This is a genomic window from Wolbachia endosymbiont of Drosophila bocki (genome assembly GCF_028982005.1).
Lineage (GTDB): Bacteria > Pseudomonadota > Alphaproteobacteria > Rickettsiales > Anaplasmataceae > Wolbachia > Wolbachia pipientis.
The window spans coordinates 199-12,020 of sequence record NZ_JAPQLG010000153.1; the positions used below are offsets into that span (position 1 = coordinate 199).

The window sequence follows — 11,822 nt, forward strand, 5'->3', positions numbered from 1 at the left end:
AACTCAACACCAGCTTGCAAATGATTGTCCTTTCCTTCATTTCTCTCCTATTACGAAGATTTTAAACAGGTTCTAAGAAAAATGCTAGAACAGCAAATTACCCAAAAGAGGTTTAACGGATTAGGATTTGATAGATAGTTGTTATATTAACCTCTCCATCTTATATTGAGGATCAGATGCAATGCCATACACTCTATTTGGCGGAGCAATTTTGTTCTCTATACCAAAAACTATACCTTCAATTATTGCTGTGAGTACTTTTTCAAGGTCACAATCTGCTCCGGGAACACGGTGCTCTAGGCGGCATCTTTTGGAATCGTTGCCAAAATAGGGAATTCTTATCGCAGCAGTTCTGTTATTTACTCCCCAACTAATCGTAGTTGGAGTGTGAATATCCGGGTACTGAAATCTTAAATATGAATCATCATTTGGAGCAAAGAACAACATATGTTTTTTCATCATTGCACATAATCCACCAATACTGTGAATCAGATAGTCTCTGTACTTTTGCTCATTGCTATAAAATAAGTTATCGTTATTTGAATTCACGAGATTAACATGCACATTTAATGCGCTGCCTGCTCTATCCAAATAAGGCTTTGCTTTAAAAGAAACATTCCCGCCAAGTTTTTGTGCTACTTCAGTAAGTAATTGTTTTGCTAACTCGAAATGCTTGATTAAATTGTCGGAGTTCGTATAGTAACCACTTTTTATCTCATATTGATGTGTAGAATTCTCCTTCTCGCAAGAAAATTCAAGAGATGCTATTTTATTTTTGATGCTATTCAGAAATAAATATTCTTTTTCTATTCCCTCAATATAAAACTCTAGTTCAATACCGAATACAGCATAATAACTCAAATTACTTAATATAATCATAAATTTGCTTCAGTAAATCTATATTAGGTTAGCTATATTTATATGAATACTTTACTTATTTGCCAGTAAATTTAACATCTTATTTATACATAATGTATTACTGTTTTTAATAGCATGCTTCTAATCCTCGATACAAGCGACATTTACAAATTTTTCATTTTTTTGAAATAAAAATGATCAATTTTAGTGTTTTTATACCCTTTACAACTCATCAAAAAATCACCATAATTTTTAGTATGTACTAAGTAATATTAGCTTTTCATTTTGCAGTAAGCTGTTGATTATCTTGCATCTTTCTGATTATTGTTTTTTCTTGGTGTGGTATATGAACTTAACTAGCCCTAAGGTTTCTACTGTGTTTTTTGATCAGATTATTACAGTAACAGATCACAATGTTACTTGGGAAAAAATCCAAAATTGTCTTTATAATCTTTATGGAGAAGCAACATATAACAGCTGGCTGAGTTCACTAAAATTTGTCAGTAGCAGAAATGGGGAAGTTCTTTTATCCGTGTCAACAAGGTTTATAAAAGAGTGGATTACAGTTCATTACATGAAAAAAATATTATCATTATGGCAAAGCGAGGATCAAAGTATATGTTCCATTGATATTCAAGTGATTGAAGAAAGGAATTCAAATTCTAATGTTATACTAAAAAACAGAGAGGAAAGTAATCATAATCTTGGTTCACCACTGGATCCCAGATTCACTTTTGATAATTTTGTGGTAGGAAAGTCAAATGAATTAGCATTTACAGCGGCAAAGCGTGTGGCAGAATCTATAGATCCAATATTAGGCAGCAATCCTTTGTTTCTATATGGTGGAGTGGGACTTGGTAAAACACATCTAATGCATGCTATAGCTTGGCACATAGTCAATTCCCCATCAGCAAAAAGAAAGGTGGTGTATTTATCAGCAGAGAAATTCATGTACCAATATATTACAGCGCTGCGAAGCAAAGATATTATGTTATTTAAAGAGCAATTTAGATCAGTAGATGTATTGATGGTAGATGATGTGCAATTTATCAGTGGTAAAGATAGTACACAAGAAGAATTTTTTCACACTTTCAATGCATTGATAGACCAAAATAAACAATTGGTTATATCAGCTGATAGGTCTCCTAGTGATCTTGATGGAGTAGAAGAAAGAATAAAATCACGACTCGGTTGGGGGTTGGTGGCAGATATTAATGAAACAACTTTTGAATTGAGGCTTGGTATATTGCAGGCAAAAGTGGAGCAGATGAATATGTATGTTCCGAAAGATGTCCTAGAGTTTTTAGCAAGGAACATAAAATCTAATATAAGAGAATTAGAAGGAGCATTAAATAAGGTTACCCATACCTCATTAATTGGAAGAAGTATGACGGTAGAATCAGCTAGTGAAACCCTAATCGATCTTCTTAGGTCAAATCATAGGTCAGTCACAATAGAAGAAATACAAAAGAAAGTAGCTGAATTTTTCAATATAAAGGTTGCAGATATGCAATCCAATAGAAGGCTTCGCAGTCTTGCAAGGCCAAGACAAATAGCTATGTATTTTGCCAAAAAATTTACGCAAAAAAGCCTACCAGATATTGGGAGAAACTTTGGTGGCAGAGACCATGCTACTGTTATACATGCAGTAAAACAAGTAGAAAATTTTATAAAGACCGACTCAAAATTTGCTGATGAAATCAATCGATTAAAAAAAATGTTTAAGTAGCGTTTTTAAAATAGCTAATAACAAATCCTAAAATGAATCGACTATAGTTTTAATCCGTTTAAGTTTAAAATCTTCTGTTAGCTTCGCAGAATACATTTCCTTATTATCTTGGTTATAGAAGGTAAATTTGTGATCATCTAAGTTTAGTATTGCAAAGCCAAAGCCGAAAAAGTTTCTAACTTCGTGTGCTAAGTAGTTTCTACCATTTGAATAGTCAAATTCTACATTTTGATAAACAGGTTCTTGATCTTGAGCGTGTAGTAATGAACCGCCATTTCCAACTATAATCTGGTCTGGAACATTATCCATTAATAAAATCTGGGCTATATGAATATGGCCGGAAACTATGGTAGTAACATTGCTTGGAAATCTATCCCCAAAAGCTTCAATTTGTGTAAGATTGCCATGGCTTTTTAATGTCAAAAATTCTTTTTTTGGAGATCTCCAAAGTGGTTTATGAGTTAAAAACCACGTGGGCTTATCTTGTATCAATTTATCAAATGGCCTTTCAAAAGCATCAATTGTGCTTTGGGTTGTAAAAATATCCTCACCGGATGAAGAGTCGAAGATAAAAAATTTCATCGGTCCAGCATCTAAGGACCAACTAGAAACGAAGTTTCCACATTTTTCAGACGAAAAGGGGTATGAATCTAAATACCTGAACCATCCTTCATAAGCTCTATCACAACTCTCATGGTTTCCACGAACAAAAAGGAAAGGGGATTGTGATAAAATATCCTTTGCAGGCTCAAACCAATCAGCGTACCAAGCTTCTTTATTATATCCATAAATATCGCCACACTTTTTTGTATTTCTACATCTTGTTTGCCTATAATGATAATCACCAACATGGATAATTAAATCTGGTTTATGAAGGGCAATTGAGTCTAAATTTTTTTTTAAAGGCCAGCTATCTACCGAATTACATTCCTGCTGAAATAACATATTTATTCTACAGCCCGTGTCACCAATGAAAGCAATTTTATTAACCTTTTTTGGTAATATAGGAACCCGTAGATCCTCAATACTAACGTCTTTGGCACTTGTTTGTACTGTCAGTTCACAAACTGTTTCGTTATGATCACCATTGTTAATTGAGCTGCGATTCAGCATTTCTGTTTCCTTGCCATCAACATAAACAATGGGACACATGTCATTGTCCGTAATTGCGCGTATGCTTAGTTTATTTTCTGGGATAACTTGAGACCATGTGTATAATATTTGTGCATGGACGAAGTGAAAGCTAGTTATAAGAGAGAGAGCTAAAAAAATAAAGATATTAGCTATATTCATTTGTATAAAAACCTAAGTTAAAAATTAGTAGTAAGGTTATCTTAAATGATTAAAATTTATAATCACAAAATTCATAATCAAATTATACAAACAATTTCTAAATTATTCTAGTATCAGATTGACACTCTAGATGAAAAATTCTAAAATGATTAGGTAATTTAAAATAATTATATAAAAACTAGAATATAGTGCGGCCGTGGTGGAATTGGTAGACACGCAGCGTTGAGGTCGCTGTGGCTCATAAGGCCTTGGAAGTTCAAGTCTTCTCGGCCGCACCAGTTTTTATCGCTGTTTAATATGGGTAAAAATGTTTATAGGAAATCAGAGTAGCAATAAGGTAGAAAGAGCTATCAGCGAAATCAGGCGCGGTCGGCCAATTGTAATATATGATGAAAGTAATTATCTATTGTTTGCTGCTGCTGAGGCTTTAGAAAGAGATTTATTTAATCAATACAAGCTTATATCAAGCAATGTATATGTTACTTTAACTTCAAGTAAGGTAAAATACATATCTCAGAATAAAGAACATAACAGCAAACGTCTGTTGGTGAATAATTTTGATGAACTGCTCCATTTAATAAACTGTTCAAAGGAAGATTGCATAAAAGAGTTGCAATGCTCAAAGACAATAGATGAATGTGCTATTGCCTTGCTTAAGTTCTCAGGATTATTGCCATACGCGTTAGTGGCTGATATGACTTTTGAGAATAATCATGAAATGCGAAATTGGTGCGAGAAAAATGACGTTATTGCACTGGACACGTCATTCATAAATAATTTTCAAGAAAATCAGGATGTATATGAAGTGTGCAAAACATCATTATTTTTAAAACAGACTCAAGAAGTAAATATCATATCTTATAGAACCGAAAGTGGTGGAAGAGAACATCATGCAATTATCATTGGCAATCCAGATAAAGATGGCGAACCATTAGTAAGAATTCATTCTTCGTGTTATACGGGTGACTTGTTAGATAGCTTGTCATGCGATTGCAGAAGTCAGTTACATCAAGCAATTCAAATGATAGCTGACTCTGGAAGTGGTATTATATTGTATTTGATGCAAGATGGAAGGGGCATTGGTTTAACTAATAAGTTAAGAGCGTACAGTATGCAAAGAGGACATAATCTTGATACTGTTGATGCAAATAGAACATTGGGTTTTGAAGATGATGAAAGGAGTTTTGCTGTTGCAGCTAAAATGCTTAAGAAATTGAACATTAACAAAATCCAATTACTTACAAACAATGATAGGAAATTGTCAGAATTGGAAAGTAGTGGTATAGGAGTTACAAAGTGTCTACCACTTATTGTGGAACGTAATAAATATAACGATTCATATATGGAGACAAAGTTTGGTAAATTAGGCCATAGATTAAGAGTTTTTTAGCTTTTTTGCTGTAACTACTTTGTTAATTTGCTACGTTTATTAACATAAGTTAAGATTTTTAGGAATACTAAAATGCTAAGATTTTTTAAGCGAGAAAAAAATACTGAATCCTTAGATAAGGATATAAATTGGAATTCAAACCGCTACAGCACAGTTATTGCTCAAAGGAATACTCTACTTTTATTTGCATTAATATTATTAGCAACGATCTCTATCAGCATATTAGTCATATTTAAAATTAGCACAAGTAGCACTATTGAGCCATTTGTTATAGAAATTGACAAGAAATCAGGAATAGTGCAATTGGTTGATCCTGTCACAGTAAAACAGTATTCTGCAGACGAAGCGCTAAACGATTATTTTATTTCAGAGTATATAAAAGCAAGGGAGGTTTTTGATCCATATCATTATAATTATAACTATTATACAAAGGTGAGGTTGTTTTCCTCACCTAATGTGTATAATGAATTTAGAAATTATGTAGGATCGCAGAATATGGATGATCTTTTTAATTTATATTCAGATACCAAAAGTGAATTTAAAATTCGCTCAATTCAAAAGTTGGGTAACGATGCTCTTCAGGTGAGATTTTTTGTGGAATTTACACGGAAAGATGGAAGTTCTACGAGAAAAAATAAGATAGTTATTACGTCATATAGATATGCATCGCTTGAAATGGATGATCAGCAAAGATATATTAACCCATTAGGATTTCAAGTTATTTCATATAGAGTAGATGATGAATATGTATAGGATATTATTAGTTTTAGCTTTACTTGTCAGTGGCAATTTAAACGCATCCATTAATTATAATGAGCCTATTTCTGTAGATAGTAGAATAAAGACTTTTGTGTATAGCCCTAATGAAGTATTTACGGTGGTTTTTAGTCAGGGTTACTATTCTTATATTGAATTTGCGGAAGGAGAAAAAGTTAAAAATATCGCTGTTGGTGATGCATCAAGTTGGAAAATTAATCCTTATGACAATAAATTGCTTATCATGCCATTTGAAGTTAGTAGTCGCACTAACATGATTATTACGACAACTAAAAAAAGAAATTACATTTTTGATTTAATCTCAAGGCCAAACTACGATAAATACCCGGACACTGATGCTAAGAAAGTGGATCACGATTATTCCGCTGAAAAGGATATATCTTACGTAGTACGTTTTTATTATCCTCAAGAAGAAGGTGAATTTGATGTTGATTTAGATGAGGTTTCTTTACCCACTCAAATGCAATATACTACAGACAAGCTAGAAAAAATAATACAAGAAAATGATACGAAGTACAATTATACATATATTGATGAAGGTGGTAATGCGGATATAGTTCCGATCGAGTTATTTGATGATGGTTATTTAACCTATTTAAAATTTAGAAATAATAATAAAATACCTCAGGTTTTTGTAGAAGGGGAGGATAAACCTTGTAAAAGGCTGTTATTTGATGATTATGTTATAACAAAAGGAGTACATAAAAAGCTATTTATGCGTTATGAAGATGGTGAAGTTGAAATTATAAATAGGTCACTTTAGCTGTGGTACATGCAATATGAATAAAGAAAGGCGTAACAATTCAGAAGATGAATCAGAAATAGAGAATAAGGTAGTAACAGTTGGCTCTAATCAAGGTCATAGGGCATTGATGGTCATTATTTTAGTACTTCTGGTTGGTGGAGTGTATTATCTCTATTTTAGTCCTTCTCATAAAGAGGGTTCAGAAGTTATTGAAAAAGAGGAAACAAAGCAAAACGTTCAAGAATTGAAAGGAAAGTTGGAACAAGTTCCAGATAATGTAATGGTTCCTGAAAGAATAATAACCGATTCCTTACCACCCTTACCTCCTCTTCCTACACCACAAATCGTACCAGAAATAAAACAAATTAAAAAAGAAGAAGAGAAACCAAAAGAAACTTCTGCGTCAAATATACCTATTTTGCCAAAGCAAAATTTTCCTTCTAGTAATGTTATGGGCAATTTACCTACCTCATTTCCTACAATAGGGGGTGGCGGTTATCCTAGAGACAGACGTAGTGCACAAATGTTAACAATTTCAGGTGGTAGTGGAGAGAACAAGGCTGCTGATGCTATTTTATCCGACACTTCAGCACAATCGAGCAAAGCTACCAGGGTAGGAAAGCTTGGTTTAATGATTACTCAAGGTAAAATTATTGATGCTGTTCTTGAAACTGCAATAAACTCTGATCTGCAAGGAATGCTGCGTGCTATGGTGAGTAGAGATGTTTATGCGGAAACTGGTGATACAGTTTTAATACCTAAAGGCTCAAGATTGATAGGCAGTTATTCATTTGACTCGAATGTTGCTAAATCTCGTGTAAATATAAACTGGAATAGAGTGATTCTGCCACATGGAATAGATATTGCAATCTCATCACTTAGTACTGACGAGCTTGGTAGAGCAGGAATAGCAGGAATAGTTGATAACAAAATAGTAAGTGCGTTATTCTCTTCAGTGACACTTGCTGGTGTTTCGATTGGTTCTGCTGTTATAGGGCAAAAGGCTTCTAATCTTGTTGATACGCTAACTATCAGAGATGCAGTAAAGTCTATCACTGCAACCGAAGTAGATTTTTCTTCTCTCCAACTCATTATTGACCCAGAAAAGAAGATATCTAGTGACAAATGGAAATTAGGCCTTGGGGCTATCGGAAGAATTCGGAGTGCCAAAAGCAGACAAGATTTACTAAAAATAATGAAAGAGGAAATAGCAAAAGCACTAGGAATTGAAGAAGACGAGGTAAATATAAGCCTGGAAATTGTAAATCAACTGTTAGAACAAATTCAAAGAAAAAGCAAGTCTGTTTATGATGAAGCAATCGGGAAATCAATCGAGGATTTTTCTAAAGATATGCGGGATGTAGTGGGCAGATATACAGATAAAAAACCAACTATTTATGTTGATCAAGGCACTGCATTGAAAGTATTTGTTAACCAAGATATAGTATTTCCTCCACAGGCAATATTAAATCAATGAAATGAACTATGCTGCACTTGATACATATTTGGAGCCATTACAAGGCATATTTCAAGAAGAAGGCGTAAATGAAATATCAATAAATAAGCCAAAGGAAGTATGGATTGAAAATCGCGGTGAAATAAGGTGTGAAAAATTAGAAGTATTCGATCTTAACCATTTGAAATCTCTTGGCAGACTGATTGCTCAAGCTACAGAACAAAAACTTAGCGAAGAAGCGCCGTTACTTTCGGCAACATTACCAAATGGTTATCGTATACAGATAGTATTTCCGCCAGCATGTGAGCCTGATAAAGTAGTCATGTCGATTCGTAAGCCTTCTAGCATGCAATTAGCACTCGATGATTACGAAAAAATGGGGGCTTTTTCTGAAACTGTTACAGAAGCAACTGATAATCCAGTTGACCGTCATTTGGATTTACTGTTAAGGCAAAAAAAAATAAAAGAGTTTTTAGAATACGCTGTAATAAGTAAGAAAAATATTATAATTAGTGGTGGAACTTCCACTGGTAAGACTACTTTTACTAATGCTACTTTGCGTGCTATTCCAGCTGAGGAAAGAATTATTACTGTTGAGGATGCAAGGGAAATCGTTTTGAACGATCATCCCAATAAAGTCCATCTAATTGCCTCTAAAGGAGGGCAGGGCAGAGCAAAAGTAACCACTCAAGATTTGATAGAAGCGTGCTTACGTTTAAGGCCAGACAGAATAATAGTTGGTGAGCTCCGTGGAGCGGAAGCTTTTAGTTTTCTCAGGGCGATAAATACTGGTCACCCTGGATCAATATCAACCCTTCATGCGGATAGTCCAACAATGGCCCTTGAGCAAATAAAATTGATGGTTATGCAGGCAAATCTTGGCATTCCTCCAGACCAAATTATACCATACATTAGAAATGTGATTGATGTTGTTATTCAGCTAAAAAGAACCGGTGGGGGCAAAAGAAGCATTTCTGAGATATTATTTACTAGATCTGCGAGCGAAAATGCTTAAATTTATACATAAGTTAAGGAAGAGTAGTTTATGAGTAATGGAAATCACCTACGTAATATTCTCATAGGAGGTGTAGTAGCTTTTAGCGTACTTGAGTTTTGCTTCTATCTATCTGGTATATTGTTTGTTCTGTTTGCTGATGGTCCGGATGCTGTGGATTTTAAGGCAATTAATCCTAGTTTGACGCCTTTCCCTCAAGCTCTTTGGCCAACGATTTTTGATCATATACAATATTGTTGGCATCATCCAGAGTTATATAGCCTTGAGCTCAAAATCACATTAATTATATCTTCTGCACTGCCTATCATTGTTTTAATGATTATCTTATGGAATTTAAGAGAAAGGATAATTGAGTGGCGACCATTTAAAAAGAAGGAATCACTTCATGGAGATTCGCAGTGGGCATCAGAGAAAGACATACGAAAAGCAGGATTAAGAAGCAAAAAGGGATTATTGCTTGGTAAAGATAAAAGAGGATACTTCATTTCTGATGGGTTTCAGCATGCATTGTTATTTGCACCTACAGGTTCTGGTAAGGGTGTTGGCTTTGTAATTCCTAATTTATTATTTTGGACTGACTCGGTAATTGTACACGACATAAAATTAGAAAACTATGAAATAACAAGTGGTTGGCGAGAACGACAAGGACAAAAAGTATACGTATGGAATCCAGCGCAGCCAGATGGAATAAGTCACTGTTACAATCCATTACAATGGATTAGTGAAAAACCTGGGCAGATGGTTGACGATGTGCAGAAAATAGCTAACCTAATCATGCCTGAACAAGACTTTTGGCAGAATGAAGCAAGAAGCTTATTTGTTGGAGTGGTATTATACTTACTTGCTGCACCAGAGAAAGTTAAATCTTTTGGTGAAGTTGTGCGTACGATGCGTAGTGATGACGTGGTTTATAATCTTGCTGTTGCTCTTGATACAATGGGTAAAATACTACACCCTGTAGCATATATGAATATTGCAGCTTTTTTACAAAAAGCTGATAAAGAAAGGTCAGGTGTTGTATCAACCATGAACTCATCACTTGAATTGTGGGCAAACCCATTGATTGATACCGCAACTGCGTCAAGTGATTTTAATATTCTAGATTTTAAAAAGAAGAAAATTACAGTTTATGTTGGTTTAACTCCTGACAACTTGACTAGGCTCAGGCCTTTAATGCAGGTTTTTTACCAACAGGCAACTGAGTTTTTATGTAGAAAATTGCCATCGGATGACGAGCCTTATGGCGTATTGTTTTTAATGGATGAGTTTCCTACACTTGGAAAAATGGAGCAATTTCAAACAGGTATTGCATATTTTCGTGGTTATCGAGTTAGGTTATTCTTAATTGTTCAAGATACTGAGCAGCTCAAAGGAATATACGAAGAAGCAGGGATGAACTCCTTTTTGTCAAACTCGACTTACAGAATAACTTTTGCAGCCAATAATATTGAAACAGCTAATTTAATATCGCAACTTATAGGAAACAAAACTGTACAACAAGAATCGTTGAATAAGCCTAAATTTTTAGATTTAAATCCTGCTTCAAGGTCATTACATATCTCTGAAATACAGAGAGCATTGCTATTGCCTCAAGAAGTTATTATGTTGCCACGTGACGATCAGATAATTTTAATAGAGTCGACTTACCCAATTAAATCAAAGAAAATTTTGTACTACAGTGATACCACCTTCACAAGAAGGCTGCTCAAACAAACTCGTGTGCCTACACAAGAACCATATGACCCAAACAAAGTTCTTTCTGCCGCTGCGAGCAAAGATAAGGTTAATAACGAGGGGAATAATGTTCTTGAGGGACCTAATTCAGTTGATTATCCTGCTGAAACTAAAACCGAAGATGCAGTATATGATGAATCAGATGAATTTGCAGACGAAGATATTGATGATGAAGATATCGACGATAAGTTTGAAGATGATGACGAGGAAGATGAGGATAGGAGCGATGATGGGTTTGATGACGAAGAAGAGGAGGATGAATTTGAAGATGAGGATAAATTAAAAAATGACGAGAAGTAAGGTTAACTTTGCCTATTTTTAGCTCAGAAAAGTGCAAGTTATGCAAATAATTAGGTTTTTCATATTAAGCCATTTTTAATTAATTAGTATTAGATTAGCTATTTTAACTAGGGGAGTAGTAATGATTAGTAAAAAAACATTAGCGGTTACAGCACTTGCTTTATTGTTGTCACAACAATCTTTTGCGAGTGAAACAGAAGGGTTTTACTTTGGTAGTGGGTATTATGGTCAATTTTTTAATGGCATGGGTGAACTAAAAACAAGCACTACAGATATCAAAAATTTGTCTATAAATGACAGGGGTGCTCAGAACACAAAAGGTCAGTCACTAAGTAAGTATAAAGGAGATTACAATCCACCTTTTGCTGCAAATGTAGCACTTGGTTACACAGGAGAATTGGGTAACAACAGCTGTAGGGCTGAATTAGAAGGAATGTATTCTTCTGTAAAAGTGGATAAGAACCTGTTTAAAATCTTCGTAATAGGAGAGAAATGAAGGAAAGGACAATCATTTGCAAGCTGGTG

Annotated in this window: 9 protein-coding genes, 1 tRNA gene and 1 pseudogene; 9 read left to right on the top strand and 2 right to left on the bottom strand. The window is 34.4% G+C overall.

The annotated features are described in order from the left end of the window. Window positions 1–141: 141 nt before the first annotated feature. Complete coding sequence (locus OZD61_RS03360; protein WP_274979846.1) at window positions 142–879, bottom strand: type I glutamate--ammonia ligase; 738 nt, start codon at window positions 877–879, stop codon at window positions 142–144. A gap of 325 nt (window positions 880–1,204) precedes the next feature. Here OZD61_RS03360 and dnaA point away from each other — a divergent pair, with 325 nt between their 5' ends. Further along, entirely contained in the window at window positions 1,205–2,587 is a 1,383-nt protein-coding gene (dnaA, locus tag OZD61_RS03365) for a chromosomal replication initiator protein DnaA (RefSeq protein WP_274979847.1), read from the top strand. Between the two features lie 27 nt (window positions 2,588–2,614). On the opposite strand, the gene OZD61_RS03370 is transcribed toward dnaA, so the two are convergent. After that, window positions 2,615–3,880, bottom strand: a complete 1,266-nt coding sequence (locus OZD61_RS03370) for a metallophosphoesterase family protein (protein ID WP_274979848.1) — start codon at window positions 3,878–3,880, stop codon at window positions 2,615–2,617. Between the two features lie 190 nt (window positions 3,881–4,070). On the opposite strand from OZD61_RS03370, the gene OZD61_RS03375 reads away from it, so the two are divergent. From OZD61_RS03375 to OZD61_RS03410, 8 genes and pseudogenes are all read left to right on the top strand, one after another. Continuing rightward, a tRNA-Leu gene (locus tag OZD61_RS03375) sits at window positions 4,071–4,158 on the top strand. A gap of 29 nt (window positions 4,159–4,187) precedes the next feature. After that, a complete protein-coding gene (locus OZD61_RS03380) occupies window positions 4,188–5,270 on the top strand; it encodes a GTP cyclohydrolase II (protein ID WP_274979849.1) in 1,083 nt (360 codons plus the stop codon). Between the two features lie 72 nt (window positions 5,271–5,342). Continuing rightward, window positions 5,343–6,023 carry a VirB8 family type IV secretion system protein gene (locus OZD61_RS03385; RefSeq protein WP_274979850.1) on the top strand — a complete coding sequence of 227 codons (681 nt, stop codon included), beginning with the start codon at window positions 5,343–5,345 and terminating at the stop codon, window positions 6,021–6,023. Next, the gene (gene virB9 / locus OZD61_RS03390; protein ID WP_274979853.1) at window positions 6,010–6,810 is read left to right on the top strand and encodes a P-type conjugative transfer protein VirB9; all 801 of its coding nucleotides are present in this window, start codon (window positions 6,010–6,012) and stop codon (window positions 6,808–6,810) included. Before OZD61_RS03385 ends, virB9 begins: the two co-directional genes overlap by 14 nt. A 16-nt stretch (window positions 6,811–6,826) precedes the next feature. Further along, entirely contained in the window at window positions 6,827–8,269 is a 1,443-nt protein-coding gene (locus OZD61_RS03395) for a TrbI/VirB10 family protein (protein ID WP_274979851.1), read from the top strand. 1 nt (window position 8,270) lies between these two features. Further along, window positions 8,271–9,263, top strand: a complete 993-nt coding sequence (virB11, locus tag OZD61_RS03400) for a P-type DNA transfer ATPase VirB11 (protein ID WP_274979852.1) — start codon at window positions 8,271–8,273, stop codon at window positions 9,261–9,263. A 30-nt stretch (window positions 9,264–9,293) separates the two neighbouring features. Next, window positions 9,294–11,297, top strand: a complete 2,004-nt coding sequence (locus tag OZD61_RS03405; RefSeq protein ID WP_077188467.1) for a type IV secretory system conjugative DNA transfer family protein — start codon at window positions 9,294–9,296, stop codon at window positions 11,295–11,297. Window positions 11,298–11,418: 121 nt separating this feature from the next. After that, window positions 11,419–11,754 (top strand): annotated as a pseudogene (locus tag OZD61_RS03410) (P44/Msp2 family outer membrane protein); the annotation flags it as partial. Window positions 11,755–11,822 lie beyond the last annotated feature (68 nt).

Excerpts from the sequence above, each read along its gene's own strand:
- OZD61_RS03360 (WP_274979846.1), bottom strand. The coding sequence starts at position 879 with ATGATTATATTAAGTAATTTGAGTTATTATGCTGTATTCGGTATTGAA.
- dnaA (WP_274979847.1), top strand. The coding sequence starts at position 1,205 with ATGAACTTAACTAGCCCTAAGGTTTCTACTGTGTTTTTTGATCAGATT.
- OZD61_RS03370 (WP_274979848.1), bottom strand. The coding sequence starts at position 3,880 with ATGAATATAGCTAATATCTTTATTTTTTTAGCTCTCTCTCTTATAACT.
- OZD61_RS03380 (WP_274979849.1), top strand. The coding sequence starts at position 4,188 with ATGTTTATAGGAAATCAGAGTAGCAATAAGGTAGAAAGAGCTATCAGC.
- OZD61_RS03385 (WP_274979850.1), top strand. The coding sequence starts at position 5,343 with ATGCTAAGATTTTTTAAGCGAGAAAAAAATACTGAATCCTTAGATAAG.
- virB9 (WP_274979853.1), top strand. The coding sequence starts at position 6,010 with ATGAATATGTATAGGATATTATTAGTTTTAGCTTTACTTGTCAGTGGC.
- OZD61_RS03395 (WP_274979851.1), top strand. The coding sequence starts at position 6,827 with ATGAATAAAGAAAGGCGTAACAATTCAGAAGATGAATCAGAAATAGAG.
- virB11 (WP_274979852.1), top strand. The coding sequence starts at position 8,271 with ATGAACTATGCTGCACTTGATACATATTTGGAGCCATTACAAGGCATA.
- OZD61_RS03405 (WP_077188467.1), top strand. The coding sequence starts at position 9,294 with ATGAGTAATGGAAATCACCTACGTAATATTCTCATAGGAGGTGTAGTA.